Annotated in this window: 24 protein-coding genes and 1 pseudogene; 22 read left to right on the forward strand and 3 right to left on the reverse strand. The window is 42.5% G+C overall.

Features of this window, described 5'->3' with window-relative positions:
- Nucleotides 1-194: 194 nt before the first annotated feature.
- The 15 genes and pseudogenes from QFZ80_RS02965 (at nucleotide 195) to QFZ80_RS03030 (ending at nucleotide 15,032) form a co-directional block, all read left to right on the forward strand.
- Nucleotides 195-2,090 carry a PrkA family serine protein kinase gene (locus tag QFZ80_RS02965; RefSeq protein ID WP_307557177.1) on the forward strand — a complete coding sequence of 632 codons (1,896 nt, stop codon included), beginning with the start codon at nucleotides 195-197 and terminating at the stop codon, nucleotides 2,088-2,090.
- Nucleotides 2,091-2,243: 153 nt separating this feature from the next.
- A complete protein-coding gene (locus tag QFZ80_RS02970) occupies nucleotides 2,244-2,465 on the forward strand; it encodes a hypothetical protein (protein ID WP_307549039.1) in 222 nt (73 codons plus the stop codon).
- Nucleotides 2,437-2,754, forward strand: a complete 318-nt coding sequence (locus QFZ80_RS02975; protein ID WP_307549037.1) for a hypothetical protein — start codon at nucleotides 2,437-2,439, stop codon at nucleotides 2,752-2,754. Before QFZ80_RS02970 ends, QFZ80_RS02975 begins: the two co-directional genes overlap by 29 nt.
- Before the next feature lie 125 nt (nucleotides 2,755-2,879).
- Nucleotides 2,880-3,233 (forward strand): hypothetical protein, encoded by a 354-nt coding sequence (locus QFZ80_RS02980; RefSeq protein ID WP_307557179.1) that lies wholly within the window; start codon nucleotides 2,880-2,882, stop codon nucleotides 3,231-3,233.
- Nucleotides 3,234-3,566: 333 nt separating this feature from the next.
- Entirely contained in the window at nucleotides 3,567-4,697 is a 1,131-nt protein-coding gene (locus QFZ80_RS02985; protein WP_307549033.1) for a glycosyltransferase, read from the forward strand.
- Nucleotides 4,698-5,149: 452 nt separating this feature from the next.
- A complete protein-coding gene (locus QFZ80_RS02990; RefSeq protein ID WP_307557181.1) occupies nucleotides 5,150-5,617 on the forward strand; it encodes a hypothetical protein in 468 nt (155 codons plus the stop codon).
- A 134-nt stretch (nucleotides 5,618-5,751) separates the two neighbouring features.
- A complete protein-coding gene (locus tag QFZ80_RS02995; protein WP_307557183.1) occupies nucleotides 5,752-6,342 on the forward strand; it encodes a VanZ family protein in 591 nt (196 codons plus the stop codon).
- A 102-nt stretch (nucleotides 6,343-6,444) separates the two neighbouring features.
- A pseudogene (locus QFZ80_RS38790) lies at nucleotides 6,445-6,584 on the forward strand (DNA topology modulation protein FlaR); the annotation flags it as partial.
- A gap of 19 nt (nucleotides 6,585-6,603) precedes the next feature.
- Nucleotides 6,604-7,158 carry a 2'-5' RNA ligase family protein gene (locus QFZ80_RS03000; protein WP_307557185.1) on the forward strand — a complete coding sequence of 185 codons (555 nt, stop codon included), beginning with the start codon at nucleotides 6,604-6,606 and terminating at the stop codon, nucleotides 7,156-7,158.
- A gap of 407 nt (nucleotides 7,159-7,565) precedes the next feature.
- Nucleotides 7,566-9,758 (forward strand): catalase/peroxidase HPI, encoded by a 2,193-nt coding sequence (katG, locus tag QFZ80_RS03005; protein ID WP_307548934.1) that lies wholly within the window; start codon nucleotides 7,566-7,568, stop codon nucleotides 9,756-9,758.
- 110 nt (nucleotides 9,759-9,868) lie between these two features.
- Nucleotides 9,869-10,279 (forward strand): Fur family transcriptional regulator, encoded by a 411-nt coding sequence (locus tag QFZ80_RS03010; RefSeq protein WP_307548932.1) that lies wholly within the window; start codon nucleotides 9,869-9,871, stop codon nucleotides 10,277-10,279.
- 799 nt (nucleotides 10,280-11,078) lie between these two features.
- Nucleotides 11,079-12,128, forward strand: a complete 1,050-nt coding sequence (locus QFZ80_RS03015) for a DUF1835 domain-containing protein (protein WP_307548931.1) — start codon at nucleotides 11,079-11,081, stop codon at nucleotides 12,126-12,128.
- Between the two features lie 32 nt (nucleotides 12,129-12,160).
- A complete protein-coding gene (locus tag QFZ80_RS03020) occupies nucleotides 12,161-12,646 on the forward strand; it encodes a DUF4362 domain-containing protein (protein WP_307548930.1) in 486 nt (161 codons plus the stop codon).
- A gap of 501 nt (nucleotides 12,647-13,147) precedes the next feature.
- Entirely contained in the window at nucleotides 13,148-14,569 is a 1,422-nt protein-coding gene (locus QFZ80_RS03025; RefSeq protein ID WP_307548947.1) for an FAD-dependent oxidoreductase, read from the forward strand.
- Between the two features lie 52 nt (nucleotides 14,570-14,621).
- Complete coding sequence (locus tag QFZ80_RS03030; RefSeq protein WP_307548945.1) at nucleotides 14,622-15,032, forward strand: hypothetical protein; 411 nt, start codon at nucleotides 14,622-14,624, stop codon at nucleotides 15,030-15,032.
- A 490-nt stretch (nucleotides 15,033-15,522) separates the two neighbouring features.
- Here QFZ80_RS03030 and QFZ80_RS03035 read toward each other — a convergent pair whose 3' ends face one another.
- The 3 genes from QFZ80_RS03035 to QFZ80_RS03045 form a co-directional block, all read right to left on the reverse strand.
- Nucleotides 15,523-16,563 (reverse strand): ATP-binding protein, encoded by a 1,041-nt coding sequence (locus QFZ80_RS03035; RefSeq protein ID WP_307557188.1) that lies wholly within the window; start codon nucleotides 16,561-16,563, stop codon nucleotides 15,523-15,525.
- Complete coding sequence (locus tag QFZ80_RS03040) at nucleotides 16,556-17,548, reverse strand: hypothetical protein (protein WP_307557190.1); 993 nt, start codon at nucleotides 17,546-17,548, stop codon at nucleotides 16,556-16,558. Before QFZ80_RS03040 ends, QFZ80_RS03035 begins: the two co-directional genes overlap by 8 nt.
- A 549-nt stretch (nucleotides 17,549-18,097) precedes the next feature.
- Entirely contained in the window at nucleotides 18,098-19,381 is a 1,284-nt protein-coding gene (locus tag QFZ80_RS03045) for an IS110 family RNA-guided transposase (protein ID WP_307545751.1), read from the reverse strand.
- 387 nt (nucleotides 19,382-19,768) lie between these two features.
- Between QFZ80_RS03045 and QFZ80_RS03050 the strand changes: the two genes are divergently transcribed.
- The 7 genes from QFZ80_RS03050 to QFZ80_RS03080 all read left to right on the forward strand — a co-directional run bounded on the left by QFZ80_RS03050 (nucleotide 19,769) and on the right by QFZ80_RS03080 (nucleotide 25,195).
- Entirely contained in the window at nucleotides 19,769-20,380 is a 612-nt protein-coding gene (locus tag QFZ80_RS03050) for a CGNR zinc finger domain-containing protein (RefSeq protein ID WP_307549009.1), read from the forward strand.
- 148 nt (nucleotides 20,381-20,528) lie between these two features.
- On the forward strand, nucleotides 20,529-21,449 hold the full coding sequence (locus QFZ80_RS03055) for a pyridoxamine 5'-phosphate oxidase family protein (RefSeq protein WP_307549007.1): 921 nt from the start codon (nucleotides 20,529-20,531) through the stop codon (nucleotides 21,447-21,449).
- Nucleotides 21,450-21,469: 20 nt separating this feature from the next.
- A complete protein-coding gene (locus QFZ80_RS03060; protein ID WP_307549005.1) occupies nucleotides 21,470-21,838 on the forward strand; it encodes a hypothetical protein in 369 nt (122 codons plus the stop codon).
- A gap of 435 nt (nucleotides 21,839-22,273) precedes the next feature.
- Entirely contained in the window at nucleotides 22,274-22,699 is a 426-nt protein-coding gene (locus QFZ80_RS03065) for a DMT family transporter (RefSeq protein ID WP_307549003.1), read from the forward strand.
- A gap of 54 nt (nucleotides 22,700-22,753) precedes the next feature.
- Complete coding sequence (locus QFZ80_RS03070; RefSeq protein ID WP_307549001.1) at nucleotides 22,754-23,452, forward strand: Crp/Fnr family transcriptional regulator; 699 nt, start codon at nucleotides 22,754-22,756, stop codon at nucleotides 23,450-23,452.
- Nucleotides 23,453-23,533: 81 nt separating this feature from the next.
- Nucleotides 23,534-23,998 carry a DMT family transporter gene (locus tag QFZ80_RS03075; protein WP_307548999.1) on the forward strand — a complete coding sequence of 155 codons (465 nt, stop codon included), beginning with the start codon at nucleotides 23,534-23,536 and terminating at the stop codon, nucleotides 23,996-23,998.
- Between the two features lie 42 nt (nucleotides 23,999-24,040).
- Nucleotides 24,041-25,195, forward strand: coding sequence for an MFS transporter (locus tag QFZ80_RS03080; RefSeq protein ID WP_307557193.1), 1,155 nt, complete (start codon nucleotides 24,041-24,043; stop codon nucleotides 25,193-25,195).
- Nucleotides 25,196-25,220 lie beyond the last annotated feature (25 nt).

Below are 25,220 nucleotides of genomic sequence, written 5' to 3' on the forward strand. Positions count from 1 at the left end.
TTATTGTCATTCATTAGATGATTGGATTCGCAACTGCTAATCCATTACGTTAACCAATAATAGTAAAGCGAGAAATCCATTACAGTTAAAAAATTTCGGGCAAGTTATCCTCCATGAGTGCATAGGATTGTAGTACACAATTCACCATCACGAGCTGACCTAGATAAGAAAGGCAGCAGTGAAAGGAGGTACCCATGGACATATTCAAAAGAATTTCGGAGCATCGTACGGAGAAGGATTCATTGAGCTGGACCGGTACGTTCGCGGAGTACATAGAATTGCTTCGCAAAAATCCTGGACTCGCGAGAACAGCGCATTCAAGGGTCTATGATATGATTGCTTCGCAAGGAATCAATGACCAAATCGGGCACAAATCCTACAAATTCTTCAACAAAGAGATTTTCGGCCTGGATCGAGCCATTGAGAAGCTGGTGGAAGAATATTTCCATTCCGCTGCCCGTCGATTGGATGTTCGTAAGCGGATATTACTGCTGATGGGTCCTGTAAGCGGTGGTAAATCAACCATTGTGACCATGCTGAAAAGAGGGCTGGAGCAATTTGCTAGAACTGACTTAGGGGCTGTCTATGCGATTAAAGGTTGTCCGATGCATGAGGAACCACTTCATTTGATCCCTATGGAGCTGCGTCCCGAGATCGAGCGAGAGCTGGGAGTAAAGATTGAAGGCAGCTTGTGTCCTTCCTGTCAAATGCGTTTAAAAACCGAGTACAACGGCTGTATTGAAGATGTTCATGTTGAGCGTGTGTTCGTTTCAGAAGAAGCGCGTGTAGGTATCGGTACGTTCAGTCCATCCGATCCGAAATCACAGGATATTGCCGATTTGACGGGAAGTATAGACTTCTCTACCATTACGGAGTTTGGTTCCGAATCCGATCCGCGTGCCTACCGGTTCGACGGGGAGCTGAATAAGGCAAATCGGGGGATTATGGAGTTTCAGGAAATGCTGAAATGCGATGAGAAATTCCTCTGGAACTTACTATCTCTCACACAGGAGGGTAACTTTAAGGCAGGACGGTTCGCCCTCATTAGTGCCGATGAACTGATCATTGCGCATACGAATGAAACCGAGTATAAATCTTTTATTGCGAACAAGAAAAATGAGGCTTTGCAATCGCGGATGATTGTTATGCCAATTCCGTATAACCTTCGGGTTTCGGATGAAGAAAAAATTTACTACAAGCTCATCGGACAGAGTGATATGTCTCATATTCATATTGCTCCGCACGCGCTCAGGGTTGCTGCGATTTTCTCCATTCTTACCCGCTTGAAAGAAACGAAGAAGCAAGGGATGGATTTAGTCAAGAAAATGCGTATGTATGATGGTGAAGTTGTGGAAGGTTACAAAGAAGCGGATCTCAAAGAAATGCAAAATGAATACCAAGAAGAAGGTATGAGCGGGATCGATCCGCGTTATGTCATCAATCGAATTTCAAGTGCATTAATTCGCCAAGATCTTCAGTGCATTAACGCGCTAGATGTCCTGCGTGCCTTGAAAGATGGTTTGGATCAGCATCCGTCGATTACGAAGGATGAGCGTGAGCGGTTCCTTAATTTCATTTCTGTGGCGCGCAAGGAATACGACGATATTGCCAAGAAAGAAGTGCAGAAAGCGTTCGTTTACTCCTTCGAAGAATCAGCTAGAACCATTTTCGATAACTATCTCGATAATATTGAGGCTTATTGTAACTGGGGGAAAATCAAGGATCCGCTTACCGGTGAGGAAATGGATCCGGATGAGCGCCTGATGCGCTCCATTGAAGAGCAAATTGGCATTTCTGAAAATGCTAAGAAAGCATTCCGAGAAGAAATCCTGATCCGCATTTCCTCCTATTCCCGTAAAGGTCGGAAATTCGATTACAGCAGTCACGAGCGGCTGCGTGAAGCAATTGAGAAGAAGCTTTTCGCTGATTTAAAAGATATCGTGAAAATAACGACTTCCACGAAGACACCGGATGAGAAGCAATTGAAGAAAATTAATGATGTGACAAAGCAATTGATTGATGAGCACGGATATTGCCCTGTATGTGCTAATGAGCTGCTGCGTTATGTAGGGAGTTTGCTGAACAGATAAAACTTCATAGTGGAAATAAAAAGGACTTGAGGCGGTTCAGACGACCCCTCAGGTCCTTTTTTCATTTGTAAAGGCACGGTCTACTGTTTATCACCGAATCTAGTAATCTCTCATATACTATAAGATCTTACGATAGAGGAGGTGCAAGAGATTATGATAGGCAACTCAATGAAAAAGACAGGTGCACTTCTTTTATTTGTGGTGAGTTTTCTAGCTTTCGTGATGACTTGGGAGATGGGGTTATTATCTCCTTTGGGGGGAATTTGTATAGCGGGATTTAGCTTCGGCGGAGCCATCCTGATGTGGTTGGATGTCCACGAGTCTAGGCAAGGTGCTGGCAAGAAAGATGCAAAACGAGCAAAAGCCGATCTCTGATCGACAAGAGGACCATTCCCCCCAGAAAAAATCCAACGAACCCGGCAGATGGTCAGACGTCTTTGGATTCGGCAAAATATTGGACAAACTACCACTTCATAAGCTTTCAGCTCGCATGGCCTACTGTATGTTTTTTGATTTAGTACTGCTCTTATTTGTTCTTGTTCTCCGTGCTTCGGGTACTAATGTGAATGATTTTCCCAATGCTTGGGATATTCGGTTTATTGTGATCACGACAATTGTTGTTTTTTTCGTCGGACTCTGCGATATCTGGAAAGATCGGAAGTAATAAGATTGTTACCAAGCATAAGAAAGTATCCGCCCAATTTTTGGAGAAGTGATCACCAACTAGGCAATCGCACACATACAGTATTGTAGGCAGTTAACTATACAAGAATGTGAGTGATCCAGAAAATGACGAAACCAGAAGAGCAAGAATTACGTCCGCCACAAGGTGGGCACGGAGGCGGTCCTGGTTATGGTGGCCCTGGACATGGCGGTCCTGGACATGGCGGTCCTGGTTATGGCGGCCCTGGTTATGGCGGTCCTGGACATGGCGGCCCTGGTTATGGTGGCTATGGCCATGGTTTTCATCCGCACTATGGATATGGCGGACTGACAAATTTGCTGCCGTGGGTAGTGGCCCCATACTTATATGCGAAGCAGCCTTACTATCCATATCCATACCCTCCGCCGCCATATCCGCCTTATCCCTACCCGCAAAGCCCCTACTACCCGCCGTATAAACCCGGTTTTCCAGGGATTTAAACGCAATAGTTGGCATGCACTTAAACAAAGCAGAGAAGCTTTCTTTATCCAGAGAGTTTCTCTGTACTTTTCTATTTTCTACTAAAAATGGGCATGTACGACTACGAATCTTTATCAAATCTTAATAATCATATAGGCATTGTGTAATTTTCATGCTACAATTCTATTGATATAGCGTTTACATTTGTTACCCTCTCGTTTACTAATCCTCTCGCTCCCCTTTTCAAAATCATTTATATTCCAAGTCATTGTATTCATCGATACGATGGAAAAACCATCTTGGCTTTTGCTTATGAGGACTTCACTTGTGCAAATCTAAGGGGGAAAAGTGTGTTGAGCAATCAACCCGTTCGGATATTACATCATATTAGTGATATGAATCGTGGAGAAGCGCAAAGCTTTATTATGAATGTATATCGGCACATGGATCGATCGAAGATTCAATTCGATTTCGTTGTCCACACACATAATCCTTCAGATTATGATGAAGAAATACGAGCATTCGGTGGGAGGATATTCATCCTGCAGAAGCCTAGGGCGGGCTGGATGGGTTACATATATGAGTTAAAGTCGGCGATTCAACATCACGGTCCCTACCATGCTTTACATAGTCATACCTATGAGGCTAGTGTCTTAACGTTGTTAACATCAAGGCTGTTTGGCATTGAAATTCGTATTGTACATTGTCACAGCATAAGTGATTATACATACTCTTCCTCAACTACTAAGGTATCTCGATGGTTGAAGAGAAATATGATTCAGCGATTTGCCACCAATTGGGTAAGCAGCTCGATCACGGCAAGTCAGGCGCTATTCGGGTACCAATGGTCTCAAGATAAACGCGGCAGAATGGTCCGTAATGGGATAGATGTCGATCGATTTACAAGTAGAGTACAGAAGACCATGACGCTCCGCGAGCACTTGGATATTCCATTGGAGGAGCCAATCATTGGTCATATTGGACGGTTTAGCTCAGCTAAGAATCATTCATTCCTGATTGAGATTTTTGAAGAGCTGCTGTATCGTGTGCCGAATGCGAGGCTTATTTTGGTTGGGGATGGTGCATTGCGGCCTCAGATTCTAGCACTGATCGAGCAAAAAGGGATCCAAAACCGCGTTCATCTATTAGGACTGCGGGATGATATTTCTGAGCTCCTTCAGGAATTCGATGTCATGGTCCTTCCTTCATTCAAAGATGGTTTACCCATGGTTTTGATTGAAGCGCAAGCGGCAGGAGTTCCCTGTGTGGTATCCGATGTTTTACCAGAAGAAGCGAATCTGAGAGCAGGTTTTTTCGCATTCGTGTGTTTGAAGCAAGACATTGCCGTATGGGTGCAATGGTTAATGAAGGCGATACGCAGTGATCCTGTCCCGGTTGATGAGCGAATCCGAGCGATTCGACTAGCCGGCTATGATATTAAAGAGGTAGCTCTAGAATTAGAACACGTCTACGCTGCCCAATAGGAAATAGTGAGAGCCCTTATGTGGATGACATGAGGGTTCTTTTTGAGAAGGCACCCTTCGATTTCTACAAATATAATAATGAAGAATGGATAGTAGGAGGTCGAATCTTACCACAAGGAGATTTGCTAGCACCATCATCTGTTTATAAAGAAGGGACTTGGCTTCCTAGTTTATCCGACTTAATGAATTGGTTGTCAGATAACGGCTTTACTTTTACTTTAGAATGCAAACAATGGGTCATGGTTATGTAGTTCATGTACACGAAAGTAACGGAGGGATAATTAAGGGTAAAGGTGGTACTGCGGAACTTGCTTTTTATAAGGTCATAGAGAAAATTCTTAAAGGAAGTTAATTATATCGAACTAGTACGTGGGATTCTCTTTGTCCGTTGTTCTTTGTTACCAATCAATCATTTATGAAATGAAATAAATCTTCTTTGATGGTGATGGAATATGGAATTTATTTATACGTTAGATGGTGCTGGCTGGGCTCTTGGTTCAATTAAGATTAACTCACAAGAAGCCTATTTTTCTCCAAGTTATTTATCAGATGCATTGTATATACTGTTGAAGTCTTTGATTTCCGTTACTCCTGATTTGACTCCTTTTCCTGTGAAGCAAGCAACTTTCGAATGGATGGAGGAACCAGGCGGAACAGTTTGGACGTTAGAAAGAGCTGACAGTAAACACCTTAATGTAAAAATTAGTTCTTATGAAGATATGTACTCGAAAAAGGAGTTAGTAACCGATTTGAATGAAACATGTCTATACATAGAGTTTATTCAAGCAGTTATAATCGCATTGGATTTAATCTTACAGAAGCACGGAGTAGATGGATATAAAGAAAAATGGATAAATCATGAATTCCCAATGAAACAGTATCTGTTGTTAAAGGAGTTCATTGTGAAGGCGAGTCACTAAGCTAACGAGAAACGATAGTTCCATAACGAAAGGGCAACTCAAATAGGAAATATGCCGAATGAATGGTAATTTTGATAAATAGGAATATCAAAATTACCAAATAACATAATTTTGTAGAAACAAGGTGGAGAAAATTGTATTCAATTTATGATGTTGTCACAATAGGTTCATTATTCTTGATTATGTATGTTCTTATTGATTTTATTAGAAATAAAGCCAAGAACGTTATTAGAAGAGCAGTTTTTTATAGTTTTATTTTTTATCTACTAAATGTAGTTCAAGTGACAACGGGAGGTATTATATTTCCTCCTCAGAATGATTCCGTACCAGTTTTGATGCAACTAATTCCATTTTATTTTATAGGTGACTGGTTAAGTATTTATCGAAATAATGGATTGGATTGGTCCTTTTGGAATTCCGTAAAGTTATCGTTATATAATTTAATTGTGTTAATGCCGCTTGGAATTTATTTGCCGATGTTATTCAAACTTAAACGAATTTCGAAGTCTATACTCACTGTCTTTCTCGTAAGCCTTACCATTGAAATTTCCCAGCTTATACTCGGATATTTAGGCTTTGTAAGAAGTCGCGAGTTTGATGTTGACGACCTCATATTAAATACTTTAGGCGGTACTATTGGCTATTTATTTATTGCGTTTATAAGTAGATTTATCGAAGCCTTACAGAACAGACACAATGGAAAAGAAATGAACTCGTTAAACTAACGGAAACGATAGTGAAATGACTACAACTGGAGCAGGCGCCATAGCGACCTGCTCCAGATCGTTGAACTAACGGGCAGTTTAACACTAAATGTTCGGATCGAAATGAATAGGAATGCTCCGAGAAAAATACATATTATTGGTTCCGTTGGTGAGTGGGAAAACAACTTTAGCTAAGAAACTTATCTGTGAAATTGAATATTCCACATTACGAATTGGATAATTTTTTATGGAAGCGAAGTAAACCAATAAAGGGGTGTAAAAATGCATTTTTTCATAGGAATCGTTCCACCTGAAGATTATAAAGAACAAATTTCGGTATTTCGTAATAAATGGGCTAAGACATTTCGAAATCGATGGGCTAATAACTGCTTTAGGGATCTTGTGGAGCCTCATATTACTGTTAAAGCCCAAAGTGGACTTACGGAGGATATGAATTGGCTTGAAAAAGTAAGAGAAACTTGTTCTTCATTTCCAATCTTCCAGTTAACTTTGTCTGAACCAGCAACATTCGGAACAGCGGTTACATTCCTTAGCGTTGAATCGAAAGAGATATATAACCTACACAAGAACTTGGTAGATGCGGTTTCCCCACCGCCCGAACTTATTGAAAGGCATATAGAGTTGGATCACTTCATTCCACATTTGACTTTGGGTCAAACAAAATGGGGCATGAATGAAGCAGAAATTATAGAAATGAAATTGGCTGCGAGAGAAGCATTATCTCCTTTTCCAAGCTTCGATGTAACATTCGTGCGGGTATTTGATATCAAAAAAAACGTACCTTTTGAAGATATCAAACTTGCCAAGTTGTTCTAATCAGATCATTGAACTAACGGCGAACGTTACTTAAATAGGGATCGCCGGCTGCCGCGTAGTCTGACGGTCCCTATTTTGCTGAAAATACGTTAACGTTTTAACCGGAATATAGGTTATGAGCAAGTTAACCTTGAAAAGGATTTCTTTAAAACAGAGTATCATAGAGTGACTTTTGTTAAAAGTGGGTTTAACGGTATTACGGTCAATCTGGAGCCAACTCCCCAATATTAATTGGATTAGGTTGTGTATTGGATGTCTGATTATCAGCGCAGAGGTGTCTGGAAATCCTTGTTAGTGGATTGGTCAGTCATAGATAAATACGTTGATTTCTATCCCAAAAAGGTTTATAACTTATATTAGAGTTATTATTATTAAGAACTTATTATAAATTGAATGGAGAGGTTTAAATGAACTCTATGGATGCTGCTAATTCAGGAAAATGCCCGTTCTCGCATGGAAGCACTGGAAGCGCTTCAACGCACAAATCTAGTGGTACGACGAATAGAAACTGGTGGCCTAATCAGTTGAATTTGAACATTCTCCATCAGCATGACCGGAAAACGAATCCTTTAGGAGACGATTTTGATTACGCAGAGGAATTTGCAAAATTAGACTATCAATCGCTTAAGCAGGATTTAACTGCTCTCATGACTGACAGTCAAGACTGGTGGCCAGCTGACTACGGACATTATGGTCCGTTCTTTATTCGTATGGCTTGGCACTCCGCAGGTACATATCGTACAGGTGACGGCCGTGGAGGTGGCGGAACCGGAACACAGCGTTTTGCTCCCCTTAACAGTTGGCCGGATAACGGCAACCTTGATAAAGCTCGTAGATTACTATGGCCGATTAAACAAAAATATGGCAACAAAATCTCTTGGGCCGACTTGTTCATTCTAACTGGTAATGTCGCTATTGAATCGATGGGCGGCAAAACATTTGGTTTTGGCGGCGGACGTGCTGACGTGTGGCACCCAGAAGAAGACATCTACTGGGGTATTGAAACGGAGTGGCTAGGGGATAAGCGTTATACAGGTGATCGCGAGCTTCAGAATCCGCTTGCTGCCGTTCAAATGGGACTTATCTATGTGAATCCAGAAGGTCCTAATGGCAATCCAGATCCACTTGCAAGTGCTCGTGATATTCGCGAAACGTTCAAACGGATGGGTATGAACGATGAAGAAACCGTTGCACTCGTAGCCGGTGGACATACATTTGGTAAAGCACATGGTGCAGGCGATGCTGCGCATGTGGGTGCAGAGCCGGAGGCTGCTGCTATTGAAGCACTAGGCTTAGGTTGGCTCAGCTCGCACGGCTCCGGTAAAGGCCGCGACACCATCACCAGCGGAATTGAAGGTGCTTGGACAGCGAATCCGACACAGTGGGATAATGGTTATTTTGAACTACTGTTTGGGTATGAATGGACGCTTACGAAAAGCCCAGCAGGCGCAAATCAGTGGGCGCCAGTCAATCCTGTTGCAGAGCATCTAGCTCCTGATGCAGAAGATGCATCCATTCGTGTTGCGACGATCATGACTACCGCAGATATGGCATTGCGTGTGGATCCTGCCTACGAGAAAATTTCTCGTCGTTTCTATGAGAATTCAGATGAGTTTGCTGATGCATTTGCTCGTGCATGGTTTAAGCTTACTCACCGTGACATGGGTCCTCTTGCCAGATATTTAGGGCCAGAAGTTCCTGAAGAAGTTCTCATCTGGCAAGATGCTGTGCCGGCTGTTGGATATACGTTAACAGACGCACAAGTAGAAGATCTTAAAACAAAAATTATAAACTCAGGCCTTACCGTCAGTGAACTGGTAACTACAGCTTGGGCTTCGGCTAGCACTTTCCGTGGTTCTGACATGCGTGGCGGCGCAAACGGTGCTCGTATCCGTCTTGCCCCACAGAAGTACTGGGAAGTGAACCAACCTGCACAACTGACTAAAGTGCTTACGATCTTAGAAGGTATTCAATCAGAGCTTGATGCTGAAATGAGCCTCGCTGATCTGATAGTACTTGGCGGCAGCGCCGCGGTGGAAAAAGCTGCCCGTGATGCAGGCTTTAACGTAACTGTTCCTTTCACTCCTGGACGCGGTGATGCAACACAAGAGCAAACGGATGTAGAAAGCTTCGCAGTGCTAGAGCCAATCTTTGATGGTTTCCGCAATTATCAGAAGAAGAATTATAGCATCAGCTCAGCAGAGCTTCTAGTAGACAAGGCACATCTGCTCAACCTGACTGCTCCGGAAATGACAGCTCTTGTTGGCGGTATGCGTGTATTAGGTACGAACTTCGAGGGAACCAAACACGGCGTATTCACCGAACGTGTAGGCACACTCACCAACGATTTCTTCATTAACTTGCTTGATATGAACGTACAATGGAACCCAGTAGGCGGAGATCTATTTGAAGGACGCGATCGCAAGACGGGTAAAATCCTGCGTACAGCGACTACTGTTGACCTTGTATTCGGTTCAAACTCCATTCTGCGTGCCATTGCAGAGGTATATGCGCAAGACGATAACCAAGAAAAGTTTGTGCGCGACTTTGTAGCTAGCTGGGTTAAAGTAATGAATGCGGATCGTTTCGATCTGAAGTAAAACGCACTTATAACGTAAAGCAAGGAGCAGTATTTAACGACAAATACTGTTCTTTGCTATAGTTTTATTAAAGTTCAAAAAGGAAAATAAAGGAAAAGAGGGGGATCATAATGAGTAAGGAGACGATATTAGACCATATGAAAGAAAAAGGGCTGCGTCTTACTCCACAGCGCGTTCATATCGTCGAGCTCTTATTCGAATTGTCACATCCGACAGCGGATCGGATTTATACCCTGATGACCGAGAAATTTCCTTATGTCAGTCAAGCGACAGTCTATAACACGCTAAAGAAGTTGAAAGAGATCGGAGTCGTCAAAGAGCTCACGAATGGCGACAAATCCAGTAACTTTGAAGTCAACGAAATGGAACACTGGCATTTCAATTGTAAGGTTTGCGGTGAGATCTACGATTTGGAGCCGGCAAAGACCGAAGCATTGATGGCAGTCGGTAACCAAAAAGGTGCGTTCCAGGTTGAAAGCTATCAGGTCGAGTTTTATGGCGTATGTGCGAAATGCATGTAGTCTTTGTGAGAAAACCACAGTATGCAACAGCCAGTTAAGATTTAACAGGCTGCTGCATGCTGTGGTTTTTTTAAATGTTATTTGAACTTTAAGGAACTTATTTAAAATGTCCCCGTGTCTTTTTGTCTTTCCATCTTTCATCTACCTTCTGGTTAGCAGACTGATACCTCGCATCAACGCTGATCCGATACTGATTGGTCGTATTTTTGAGTGAGCAGTGCAGCAAGAACATACCGAAATTAAGCACATCGCCAGCTTGGAATTCCGTGGTCGCCCACTTACCGCCAAGGATATATAAGGAATATGAATAAGGCAAACGAGAAAGAGTAGTAGGACCCAGTTCTTTTAACAGAGAGCTCCGGTAGGTGCAAAGGAGTAAAGAAACGTCTGACGAACATGGTCTCAGAGCTGTGCATCGAACCCTCCCGGTGAGGTAGTAGGCCGCACCGGGCGCACCCGTTAACGTGCCAGGGTATAATCACCTCATGCGGTGACTGACGTACCTGTAGAGGCCGGTCACCGTGAGGGATCGGTAAATTTAGGTGGAAACACGTGAGCAACAGCTTTCGTCCTTTTCGAGGACGAGGGCTTTTTTTGTTTTCAAGAGTTTAGTAATCTTGATCACGTCAATTTCTGGTTGATCTAACTGACGGGGGAGCTAAATAACAACGCCGAACGGTAGTCGCGTTACGAACGGGCAGGTTAGTGGAGAAATATGTTAAAATTGGATGGTGGTAGATGAGAGTTAGCCAGCCGATTAGGAGTATGAGGCCTCTAATCGTGAAGGAGGGGAAAGCAAATGAAAGATAAACTTGAAATAAAAATGGCAGTCGATAGTTTCAAGGACACAGATTTGATGTTATATCTCAGGCTTGCATTAAAGCAAATTAGATTACTGAAAGAGCAGGAAGAAGGGACAGATGCTGAGTTGATTGAGCTGAACGATGAATTGATGGGAGATCAAGAAAAAAAGGCGTTCTGGGATCCTGATCCAGGTTGCACGCATGTGCACATCGTTGTTGGCGAGTCCTTTGCAGGTGGTATGAAGCAAGCACTCAAAGGAGTCGGATGGACGGAAACGCACAAGCTAATTACGATGAAAGAGAATTACACCATTGGTCCACTCGGCAATCTGGACTCGACAGAAGGGCGAAAGGCACGGAGCGACTGGTTTCACGAGAATATCACGGAATCATTCGAGACTTACATTCAATTTGAAGAAGAGTACAACGATCTGCTATACAAGTTGGAACAAATTCCGGAACAGGCAGAAGTAATTGTCTGGATCAGCCGCAGTGTACGTGAGCAGATAGGGATGCGACACGCGATACACCTGCTGCGCAATAAACGAAACATTATTAGTGTGTGTGATGCTTGCGCGACATGTGAAGAGCTTTACAACCGCCCGGACGCCTTCATCGAATATAGGCACTCAGGTGAAATACCGCCGGACAAGCTTCAGGAAGCGCTTATCCGTATGAACGGTAACAATAAGTTGGGCACTGCTGATATGACGCTGCTGGCAAAGGAATGGCTGGCCATTTCGGATCAAGGCGGAACGTTGCGTAATTGGCAGGATGGTGTAGTGTTCTCTGTATCTGTCGATTATTACGACCAATACTTGCTTGAGAAACTGGACGATCTGAAGCCACCCAGTGGCAATAACGGATTTCTGATATCCCCCCGTCTGATTGGAGAAGCTATTGCTTATTGCGAACAGGATATCGGTGATTCTTATTTTGAATACCGACTGAGAGAGATGATTTATGACGGTATCCTCGAAATCAAAGGCATTCCTGAAGGAATGAGATTTTACAGCATCCGGCGAAAACAGCGGGCAGAAAAATAAATTCAGGTAGTACAATATTATGGAGTCAAAATATGGAATTATTGCGGAGGTGGAAAATCGTTAAATACAAGAAAACGATAATTTACATTCAACTAATCGTCTTTATTGGATTGATCGGTGTCATTTTTATACTCTTAAATCAACAATCTCATAAAGAAAAAACAAACAAAAACAAGTCAATTATTATTAACCTTGACCAAGTGGATTTGGATCGTGTAGATGAAATGGTGAAAAGATTTAATGAAGGTAAAGGAGATAACTTAATGATTATTTCTCCGACAATGGATAGCGGTCCATTGATTCATGACGTAAATTCAAATGGTAAAGAAATAAATTGGATAGTTGATAACACACGAGACGCATGGAGTACAGACAAAGGCAAGACGGAATATGTCTGTAAATCAATTCGAATGAATGAAAGAGACGATGAGTTCTTTGATGTTGCATTGTCTAAATGTAATAACTTCAAGGAAGATGAGCAACTGAGGCTAATATCATTTAGAAAAGAGATATTATAGTTGATGCTTAGAAGAAGGCATTATCTTCTGATAACATACACTAGCGTGGCTTAGATTGATTAGTCAGTTGAAAATTGTATTGAACTAACGGAAAACGATAGTTCAGCAACTGGCAGGTGGGTCCGGAAATCGACGGTATAGAAAACAAGAGAAAATCAAAGAAAAAAGAAGCTTGTCCCTCACTGGGAAAGGAGCTTCTTTTTGTATTGTTCCATGGAAGGTTAATCGGCTGCCAGGGACTAATCGAATCTAGTCGGATTCTCGGCTTAAGCCTTTTCAGTATAATGGATTGCGCGGCCACATTTAGATGATTATGTAAACTTTTAATCGTAAGTGCAACTATTATTCGTGGTTATCGTCTAACTATTAGTATTACTGGATAATAGTGGATTTTAGGAAAAGGAGATAAATTTAAGCATGCTTATGCATAAAGCTACGGTTAAGGTTATTTTGTTGGTAACGATCCTAATAATATCCGGTTGTAAGGATAAAGAAAGTGCAGTGAAAAAAACAGTTTCTGCCGATCCCAGCCGTCCAGACATTGTTTTAATTGGTTCTGAAATTGAAGGTATATATTTAGCCGATGCTGCGCGGGAAGAAGGTCTTTCAGTGGTTATTTTGGATCCAAGAGAGAAACCAGGTGGGCAATTAATCCAAGGGCAAATGTTATACTTGGACGAACCTCAGTCGGATAGTGGTAGATCGCTTCTTCAAGGTAAAGTGAAGACACTATTTGATGCTTATAAAGACGGCAGTATCCGCAAATCTTTGGAATTTGAGTCTTATTATAATAAGCTCATCGAGGGTATTCCGATGGAATCAGGCATTACCATCACAAAACTTGAGGTTGCAACTGATTCGAGTACATCCCTAAAGCAGATCAACCAGCTTCACTATCGCACAAAAGATGGCCAGGAAAAAAGTATTACCGCCAAATATTTTGTAGAGAATACAGATTTTGCAGCGATGACAAGCCGTTTGGGGCTGAGCCGCATTCAGGGGGTAGAACTTGTATTTGGTGGGGCTAAGGATTATATGGCGTCTTCGCTTATGATGAAGTTTAAGAACGTTGATTGGAATACCTTTAAAAAAGAAGTAAACAACTTGAGTCGAAAAGAAATTGAGGAAAAGTACGGTAGTGGTACGACCGTTACAGAAATGTTTACTTGGGGATTCAGTAAAGTAGGAGCCCGATATAAGCCAACCACTTCAGAAGTTTTCCTTCGTGGTCTTAATACAGTGAATCAGCTAAACGGTGAAGCAATGATTAACGCACTGCTCGTCTATAACGTAGACGCTGCGAATCCAGATAGTCTTCAAAAGGCAAAGGAACTAGGGAGAAGTGAAACCGCACTGGTACTTCAACACCTTCGTAAGGAGTTACCTGGTTGGGAAAAAGCAGAGCTGAACGGTTATCCCGATTATTTATATATAAGAGATTATGACCGATACGAAACGGAGTATGTACTTGAGGCTTCAGATCTAATGAGCGGTAAGACCTTTTGGGATAACGTAAGCATTGCCGGATACCCGCTCGACCTACAAGGGACACAAAACTCTGTATGGGGAAGTTCTAAAGGAGATCCTGATTTGTACGGCATGCCACTACGGTCTTTTATATCAAAAGGATTTAAAAATGTAATTGTTGCAGGAAAAAACGTTGGGGCAACCGGACCTGCGTATGGTAGTGCCCGAATTCAACCTAACACTGCTCTGGCCGGAGAGGTTATTGGCTATTTGCTAGGTTATATTGAGGATAAACATGAATTGACACTCCTTACTAAGAAGCAGATGAATGACTTTCATGAGTCGCTAAAAAAGAGAGGTCTAACCATTTCCGGAGTGCAAGGTAAAGATAAAATCAAACACCTGACACCGGAGCAGTTGGAAAAGCTTAATCGGGGTTCTTTTGTAGTGAAATAGTTAGTTCCTTATAACACTATTAATATTGTTGTTTGGGGTGATTGGTTGAAATATGTTAGTACGCACTTTCATCATCATTCATATTATTCTTTTCACAGGAATAGGTTGTTCCAGCCAGAAAGAAGATCAAACTATAACAACGGTCATTGATTTATTCTTCAATGCTATACAAGAAGAGAATAATAAACTGAATCTTTTAAAGCTAACTGAGAAAAATAGTCCTGCCGAGAAGATTTTTACAGACGAGCCATTTTACATAGGTAAGCTGATTGAAAAGCCGATAAATATACTTAAAGCAAACAATAAAAATGCTGTTGTGGAGGTCAGTTTTTTGTACAATGATGGATTTCATTCTTTAGACCAAGGAAATCATGATTCAAATGAGGTCATTGTAATTACTTTGATGAAGAAGAATAATGAGTGGAAAATATTAAATGTAGAGAAGTGTGAAAAGACTACCTAGCTCACAAACAGTTCATAACTGTAGCAATACATTCCTGTCGCAGCCGCTTTTTTGCGTCTATCAAGGGTGCTATGTAATCATGGTGTCCGATGGAAATAAAGTTTTAGACTGGCCGTGGGCGTTAAACTAACGGGCAGGTTAATGTGGTAAACCTCTCCAATCCACATTCCAGAGATAGAACAGCATTATTACTTGGAAGCATTGCTCCAGATGCTGTTTCACCTAATAACGCATCACATTTCTTTATAGGTGATGTACGAATAGAGACATCAGTTGATTTGGGGTTATTAATATAAAACCTATTCTTCAACAAAAAGAGAACGATTGAATATAGGCAGCAAAACCAGTCCCTTTTGAGGGACTGGTTTTTACAATACATAAGATAAGTTATTTTGAACGGCAGTGATCAATAGTCGTAGTACTGTTCTGATTAAATTTTTTTATAGTAGAGTTTGCTGTCGGCATGAGAAAGAAATCAAACAACCGCACGTTAGTGCGCTGTGGGCAAACGAATATCGACAGTTGAGCCTTGTCCAGGTTTACTTTCGAACGAAATTGTTCCTTTATGGTTGGTGATTATTCGTTTGCTGACCATGAGACCGAGGCCTGTTCCGTTCTCTTTGCTCGTAAAGAAAGGATCGCCAAGACGATTTAGCGCTTCCTGTGGGATGCCGCATCCGTGATCGATGATCCGCACGATGTTATGCTTGGGTGTCTCAGTTAACAGTTCAATCCTTACAGTACCGCCACTTGGCATTGCTTCCATTGCGTTTTTGAGTACATTGATGAAGACTTGCTTCAGTTGATTCATTTCCCCATAAACGGGTGGCAGTTCTGCTGGGAAGGTCATTGTGAATAGTATGTTATGTAAAATAGCCTGAGGCTGCAAAAATACCCCGATATCCTCCAAGATTGCCTTGATATCCACCGTTTGAAAGTTGCTTGCCTGCGGTTTGGCCAAGAAGAGAAATTCGCTGACGATTAAGTTAATCCTGTCCAATTCAGAGAGCATTACCTTCAAGTTGTCTTCTTTTACAGAAATGCCTTTCTGCTGAAGCTGGACGAACCCTTTGAGTGTTGTTAACGGATTGCGGATTTCATGGGCGACACCAGCGGCCAACTGGCCGATTGCGGAAAGTTTTTCCGACTGAAGCAGAGCTTCTTCCGATTGTTTGCGGGCTGTGATGTTCCGCGTAATCGAAGCAATAGCGACGACCTCATCTTTGTCGTCTCGGATCGGAGAGATCGTGATACTGACATCAATGTGATGTCCGCTTTTGGTATACCGGACCGTTTCGTAATCTGTAATAGATTCATGTTGGTAGATTGACCTTAGTATTTTCTCGTATTCTTGTTCAAGCTGGTCCGGAATGTTCGACAGAGGCTTGCCCAATATTTCATCTGCGCTCCAGCCATACATTTTTTCGAAGGCGCTGTTCATTTGTAATACTTTTCCGTTTAGATCCTCCACATGAATGGCATCAGACGTATGGTTCACGAAGGAGTCTAAGTAATTGCGGGTGCTACGCAATTCTTCTGATGCGTTCTTCAGCTTGTCCCGATAGCTGCTGAACTGCCGGAGAATAATCAGAACAATGGACGTAGCGAATCCCCATATGACGATGCTGACTTGTTCCTGTTGAAAGGAACAAGGTAACAAGCAGAATTATGATCATCACATAAGGCAGCGCCAGGCGGATCGCTCCATTATAGACCTGACGATTTTCTGGTGTTCTGTTCTTGGTTCCTGGTTTGCGGCTAAGATAGCCCCCGAACGCGATAAGAAAAAGGGAGAGTGTGTAAAGAGGATCGACGATCGCGTAAATCCACCCGTTTGAGTTTGCAAAAGGAGAATAATAAACCGAGTCCGCGGTAATTTGGAGAATCATTCCAAAAATAAAACAAAGCATTGATTTCTTGCTATGAACATTTTCTATCACCCAATACAAACAGAGAGCACCGAGAAGAAGAACTAAGTCGCTTGTAATGTAGACGAGGGAGACGAGTATAGATGACGTAATAGCGCCTCCGCCCAGTAAGAAAATAGGCTTAACAATGAATTCCCAACTCATGCTTATGGCTACCGCCATAATGATTGCGATATCAAACATCGGGTCCAAACTAAACTTTAATTTCCGCTTCAGGATCTTTAGAATAAACGCAATTATGTAAGACAACGTACACAGCAAATAAAGAACGTCGGGCAAACCGGGAGACGGGACCTCACTTGAGAGCACTACTTGAATCGCGAACCAAGTTGCGTCACCGCAAAAATAACAGAATGCACTGAACGTCACAATAAGCCAGAAGCGTCTTTCTGTCGGTTCGTAGGTGCGGCTGCCCATGGCCAGCCAAATGGCTGCGGTTAACGATCCAATTGTCGAGAACAAATTGCAACCGACCGACCACAAGCGGGAAGACAGGGGAACGGAGAAATTCCAAGCATAAAAAGCTAACATATATATGACAATTGTAATTAGTATTGTGCGAGAGTCTAGTTTGAAATGCAATCGCATAGAATGCCCTCTTTCGATAATAGTTTACAAAATTATACCATTAATCCCATCCATTCGACAAAATGTTTGCGTAGAGTGAACATGAGCAGAGTAAACCATACAACGAGGTTTTGCGGAAGCTTCATTACTTAAACATTCCTCCCTCTGTATGAAAGGTTTTTCTCGCTAATGCTCGCTCATTCGCAGGATATCTGCCCCTTTTATGGAGGATACCGATTGAATTTCTAGGATAGTTACTAGACTCTATGAAATTTAGGCATGCGGGAACAGAGGGAAAGTACCATCTCCCATATTCATCCAGTATGAGCGCTATTCTCCACGATGCCCTTGGAGGTTCACCCTCCCATGTCTCAACGGGTCTATGCCCTTACATTCCTTCGTTATACCTGTCCAAGAGGTGGAGGCCGGTGATGCTGTTAAGCAACGGGTCTGTGCCCTTTTGAATGTTTCACTCGGTACTGCCAGCGCTATTTATAGCTGTTTATCCTGCGAATGAGCCAACATGCAAAAACAAAGATGTGTTACGACGACTTAGCAATTAAAACGACTTTAAGCTGCCTCCTGCAGAGGCATCGCAATTGTAGGATCAAAATGATCCTTACTTCGTGAAATCCCAATCAGAATACGGGCGAGCTTGCCAATGAGTTTAAAAATGGAGCGGTTCTTCTTCATTTTCTTCACTTGAACGTTGTGGTCATGCCATGACCGGAAAGCCGGATTGTTCGTAACTAGATGCACTACGGCGAGATACAGGTACTTGCGTAACTGACGCCTTCCTCGTTTGGAGATAACGATTTTACCCTTATGCTTACCAGAGCTGTCCTCTGCAAGATTTAGACCGGCATGAGAAAGTATTTGGTTGCCGTGTGTATAGTTACGTAGGTCTCCGGTTCCGGCCAAAATGGCGGCGATGAAGAGCGTACTGAGCCCTTTAATGGAGCGTAGAGGAGTAGTGATGTCGGGAATCATATCCAGCAACTTCAGGATCTCCTGCTCAATCTCTTTCAGCCTTGCTGCAAGCTTCTCGTAATCTTCAAGGAGGTACTTCAGGTTTTGCCTTTCTTCCTGCTCGCAAGTGGTACGTCCAATGGAACGACGGGATACAGCAAGAAGTAGAGCCGCTTTCTGTAGACTGCTGGAACCGCCGGCACGTTTCATATGCTTCCGCCAACCTGTAATGATCTCCTCAGCGGATAGAGCCTTGAGATCTATCGGTAAGGGAAAAGACTTGAGTGTTGCAATCGAACGCGGAATTGTCCAATCCTTAAATATTTTTCCATATTCAGGGAAGTTGATGTCTATCCAGCGAAAGATTCGATTTTTTATGTGGGCAAGGTCCTTCGACCAGGACTCCCGATTGTTCATGATTGTGCGTAAACGCTGATATATCGCTTCATTTGGGGCGTAGAGAGAGTAAAATCCGCGACATACGGCATCTGCGATCACCAGAGCGTCTTTCACATCATTTTTGGACTGGGAATTATCTCGATTTTCCTTGTTTCGCTTCGTTGTTAGCGGGTTCACCAGCACCAGTTCGATTTGCCTGGCAGTCAGCCAATCCGCTAAGTTAAACCAATAGTGACCTGTTGGTTCAAGTCCAATAAGCACGGAAGTGTAACCGTGACTTTCTTGGAGTTTCTGATACCAATGTAGCAGTTTCGTAAAGCCGTCATCGGAATTTCTAAAGGAAATGTATCGTCCAATCTCGATTCCACGAAAATTGACCGCACGTGCAACGTGTGTTTCCTTAGCAATATCGATGCCGATTACAAGATGCTGAGTTGTAATTCTCTCAATACGTTGATTTTCCGCGTAACGTTGTTTAAACTTCATAGTAAAGCGTCCTCCTCAATATGGGTCTGTAAGTCACTGGCGGTGACATGATCCATCATACAGGGACGCTTGTACTTTTTTCAAAGCCAAAATCTTAGCATCTACAGGAATGCTTATTAAAGCTGAAGATGTCGATACCACAACCAACCGCCATTAATCCTTTTTTTGTATCACCAAAAAAACAATTCTGCGAGCGTTTTTTTTCATTAGGTCACCTCTCAGTCGTCCAGATTTGTTAACAGAAGGGCAACCAACACGTGTATCTGCCTCTTCCGCGGTGTATAATGATCTCAAGGCATTAGCCTCGGATAAGGTCGTACTTTTTCCTGTGTTCTGGAGAAGAGCAGTGTAAATCTGCTTAAGATGTTGCGGAGTAAGGAGTTTAACATGCCTAAAAAAATTGCCCCTGCCTTTTATTTTATTGGCAACCATACGGTCTTGGACTTTACAAATACGAAAATTGCGGTTGATGGAAAGCCTGTAGATTTACTGGAGAAGTTTTCGGATGTGATGGGCTGGTTGTCCAAAGCGGATCTTCTTAGTAAAAAAGAAATGGAGGAATATGAACAACGATGGGGGAGTGGCGGAGAAGGAGAACCGGTCGTGACGGCTGCCAGAGCGCTCAGAAGCAGTTTGTTGGCCATGATTCAAAAATGCAAGGAAGAGGACAAGGCTTCAGAGGAAGATATGGAGCGCATTAATAGCCTTCTTACGGATCAGGTCATTACAACTAGGCTGGTTAGAAAGGATAGCCGATTTACTAGTGAAAGACATGTTAAGATCCAAAAGCCGATCGATCTTCTCATCCCCATTGCAGAGGCGGCAATCGATTTTTTCAGTCATTACGATCTTCATCTCGTAAAGAAGTGCGAGAATCCGGATTGTGTGCTTCACTTTTATGACAACAGCAAAAACAACACCCGCCGATGGTGCAGCCAAAAAACGTGCGGCAACCGAATGAAGGTGGCGGCTTTCCTGGAAAGGCGTCGAAATCAATAAGTAAGCGTAGATGAGTCTTAGAATTATTTCTAAGGCTCATTTTTGCGTTGTTTTTATTAATACCCAAAATTAATGTTTGCAAGTTAAAATGTTTAATGTATAATACCCATATAGCCTTTATGGAGGTTAAAAAAGGGGGTGAGAAAAAATGAGCAGCGTGTACCATGCAGGAGAATTGACTGTACAAAAGCTAGCTGGTGCGGATATCGTTGCACAACATAATGGTACGAACATAACTCCTACTATTTTCAAAGGGGCGATGGCATTTCTAAGGACGCAATCACTCATCATAGCGTCATCCGTTGATTGGGACGGAAGAGTATGGAGTTCGTTTCTAACTGGCGAACCGGGGTTTATCGACGTAAAGTCTGAGGCAGCGTTAACCATAACATCCAGCCCTGTTACGAGCGATCCCTTGGTCGGGAATTTGTTATCGAGTCCTGAGATCGGCTTGCTGGCGATTGATTTCAACAGAAGGATTCGAATGAGGATTAACGGAAAGGGAGAATTCGATGCGGATCGACGATTGGCGGTATCAACGGAGCAAGTGTATGGAAACTGCCCGAAGTACATACAGAAAAGATCGTTGCAGCCAAGTGGCGGTTTCCATAGAACTCAGATGTCCGCGCATCGAAGCTACCATGTAAGTCCAGAACAACAAGAATGGATTCGCAATGCGGACACGTTCTTTATTGGGAGTATCAGCTCGGAAGGGAACGCTGATGCTTCCCACCGGGGAGGTGCTCCCGGGTTTATAAAGGTTGTCGATGAAAACACGCTGCTTTTTCCCGATTATTTCGGCAACTCTATGTTTAATACCCTCGGGAATATTTATAGTAATCCGAGCACCGGTCTTTTATTTATTGATTTTGATACCGGCCACTCCCTGCAGCTAACCGGACGATCCCAAATCATATGGGATGAGAATGAAATTTCCTGTTTCTCGGGGGCGGAACGGTTGGTTCGATTTGAGATCGATGAGGTTCTGTATACGGAAAACGGCACGCCGATCCGTTGGGATTTTGTAGAGTTTTCCTCTGCAAATCCAACGTTGCAGCGTAATAATTAAAATTTGAGGAGGAATTGAAAATGGCAACAGCAAACAAGTATGTGATTATCGTTCAAGCGAATCAACAGGATGTAGGCAAAGCGGTTCATGGATTATTGTATGGACAAGAGCTGCATGATGAGGGCTTTGAAGTAGAAATCCTTTTTGACGGGGCTGGGACTGAATGGCCAAATGAACTCAGTAAGGCAGATCATCCTTTTAACGCGTTATATAAGCAAGTTATGAAGTCGGGGATCATTAAAGGCGGATGCCAAGCTTGTTCCGGATTCCACAATATTGAAGAGGAAATCCAAGAAGCAGGGGTCTCGCTGGTAGGTAATGAAAAGACCGGAGGACATATTCCATTTGCTCAATATATAAAAGACGGATTTTTCCCCATTATTCTTTAAGCACAGAATCGAATATAAGACATATAGCAGGCTGCCTCGGTGGCCTGCTTTTGTGCTGCCAGATCCCGAGCCGCGGACACTGACAACATTCTTGTAGGGCCTAAGAAATAGCATTTTGTCAAAAAAGGAGCGCCTCGGTATGATGGGTTTGTCAAAGGGTTTATAACCCAACATCATCAAGGAGGCGCTCTTACTATGAGGTTAACAATCAGACGGACAAAATCAACACATTGAACGAATACACATTTGACCTTGTTGTGGGTATCGAGCATAGTGAAGGAAACCATGTACCCAAGCGACCAATTTTCGCTGCATCATACTTAATCATGGGGAAGAAGAACACAATCTTTGGCTAGCTGAGGACATCTGTCCTTCCCCAAGTACCTGAATCTATTATTTAATAATGGATAAGTCCAAATGAAGGAGAAATAAAACATGAGAGGGAATGTATTTGCTTTTTTAGGCGGAGCCTGTATTACACTGCAAGGAGTAGCCAATTCCCGGATTAGTCAGGATATTGGCACTTGGCAAGCGGCGACGGTTACCCAGTTAACCGGATTCATGATGGCCTTACTTATCCTGATGTTCGTCCGAGATGGAAATTGGCAAGGGCTTAAGCAAGTGAAGCCGTTATATCTAACTGGCGGCGCCTTAGCCGCGGTCATTATCTTCAGTAATGTCACGGCTATTCAGCAGATCGGTGTTACCTTTACTATATCTGCTCTTCTGATTGCCCAGCTGTGTCTGACTTTTTTAATCGATAGTAAAGGGTGGTTCGGCGTGGTGAAGAGGAAGATGAGGCTGCCGCAGTTCATCGGTATCGGAATGATGATGGTCGGTGTAATTGTACTGAAATTTTGATCGATCGAACATTCCGGATTGTGACGGATGAAAGGATAGAGGTGAAACCGGGTAATGAAAGAAATTCAAGATCGTGAGCAATTGAATCGTTATTTGCATGCTTATCAGTTGGAATCCACATTTAATGAAGCATTAATACCGCATTTGTCGCTATTCATCTTTGATCAAGGGGAACTCATCTGTTCCCAAGGAGAACCTTCAAAGTATCTGTACGTGCTTGTAAAGGGGAAGATTAAAATCTATACCACTTCGGCAGAAGGCAGAACGCTTGTTATCTCTTTTAAAACACCGCTTGAGGTTATCGGGGACATTGAATATATACAAGGTATCGACATTATCAATACGGTTGAGGCGGTATCGTCTGTATGTATGATCGGTGTTCATCAGCACTGGTTGAAAAAATACGGCAGCGATTATTCCCCGCTGCTGCAATTTTTATTGGAAATAATTACAAAAAAGTTTTTTATTAAATCCAATTCCCTGAGTTTCAATTTGATGTATCCGGTGGAAGTGAGATTGGCAAGTTATCTGCTGTCTGTATCCTTTGATGAATCTGATTCTTTATTTAGAGGGCAACTAAGCACATCCAGTCTAACGGATGCAGCGCACTTAATTGGAACCAGCTACAGACATCTGAATCGGGTCATCCAAAAGTTCTGCACAGAAGGTCTGATTGAGCGCAACAAAGAGTTCATCCTTGTTAAGGATAGAGAAGGATTAAGTGCGTTGGCAAGTCAAAATATTTACAAATAGACTTATTCATTCATGTAGCAGGCAAACAATGCTATACCATTAAGCATCGGAATATAATCAGCAAATGGGGGAGCAAAGGTTATGAATTCAGGTCTAATATTGGCGCTTATCGCGGGTTCACTGGTTGGATTGCAAAATATTTTCAACAGTAAGGTGAATGAACGTGCGGGATCTTGGGCAACAACCACCTTAGTGTTGGGTATGGGATTCGTAGCTTCACTGACTATCGGTCTAATCTTTGAAGGGAAACATATGTTTACCTTGCAAAATATGCATCCCTGGTATTGGATCAGTGGTTTGATCGGAATAGGAGTAGTAATTTGCCTGGTACAAGGGATCAGGCTGCTTGGTCCTACGTATGCCGTCTCTATCATTCTGATATCACAGCTCGGGTTTGCTTTATTGTGGGACTCACTAGGCTGGTTTGGTCTGGACAAGGTTTCTTTTACATTCAACCAGTTGATAGGTGTGCTGGTCATAGTCGGTGGTATTCTTGTATTTAAATTAAGTGGACGTGAAACCCGGAAGTCGACTAAGATGACTTAGAATCAGGGGAGAGACCTAATGAACAATAAAACTGTAGTTTAATTGCTTGCCCTTGCCGTTTTTTTAATAGGAACGATTGAATACATTATCACAGGTATTATTCAAATGGTGGCGATAGATTTGACTGTATCTACATCTGTAGCCGGATTGCTTGTGACTTCGTTTGCTCTTTCTGCAGCAATAGGTGCACCCATTGTAATCGCCCTTACCATTAATTTTGACCGAAAAAAAATATTGCTTGCCATGCTCGCCGTTTTTATATGTAGCAACTTTATGACCTTTTTTAGCTCCTCTTATGGAATGGTGCTCTTCACACGAGTTTTACAGGGAGTAAGTGGGGGGATTGTTACTGTGGTAGCAATGGCGGTGGCTACTCGACTTGTTGAGAAAGAAAAGAGAGGGAATGCAATTGGAATCATCTTAATGGGCCTAAGTAGTTCTCTTGTATTCGGAGTTCCGATTGGCACATTCCTTAGCGATATACTGGGTTGGAGATCCTTATTTATATATATCGGTTTATTGACTCTCATTCCGCTTATCGTAGTCTATAGAAATGTCCCTATTCTAAAAGAACAAGAACCTGTAGCGATTGGTATTCAACTATCAATATTAAAAGACAAGAGAATTGTGACGGCGGTCGTCATAACGTTACTTTATATAGGTGGCTACTCGACTATATTTACCTATTTAACCCCATTTTTACAAGCTTCATCGGACCTCGCAATGGTGGAAATTAGTGGCATTCTTTTTCTTGCAGGTATTTGTAGTTTCATCGGCTCAAGGGTCGGGGGGCTGACAGCAGACAAAAAAGGACCCAAGTTTACGATTTATACTGGATTATCTTTACAGGTAGTTATATTACTTTTTCTAACTATTGTCGGAGGATATTTAGTGGGTTTAATTGCTGTTATATTGGTTTGGATGGGGGCTACTTGGGGTACGTCTTCAGCACAGCAATTATATTTAGTTACACTAGTTCCCAAATCTCCCGATATTGCCTTAAGTATAAATACATCTTTCATTCAGTTGGGATTCGCATTAGGTTCAGGTATAGGGGGTCTTGTTATAAATAATTCATCTGTTTTAAACCTTAGCTGGGTGGGATGTAGCATTGTTATTCTAGCTTTACTAATGGCAATTATGTTATTTGCGTTTGAGCGAAGCTCTAAAAATAATCAACTGACTGAAAATTCTTAAGTGCTTCACGCCAATAAAAATGGCC

This window comes from Paenibacillus sp. V4I7, from assembly GCF_030817275.1.
Lineage (GTDB): Bacteria > Bacillota > Bacilli > Paenibacillales > NBRC-103111 > Paenibacillus_E.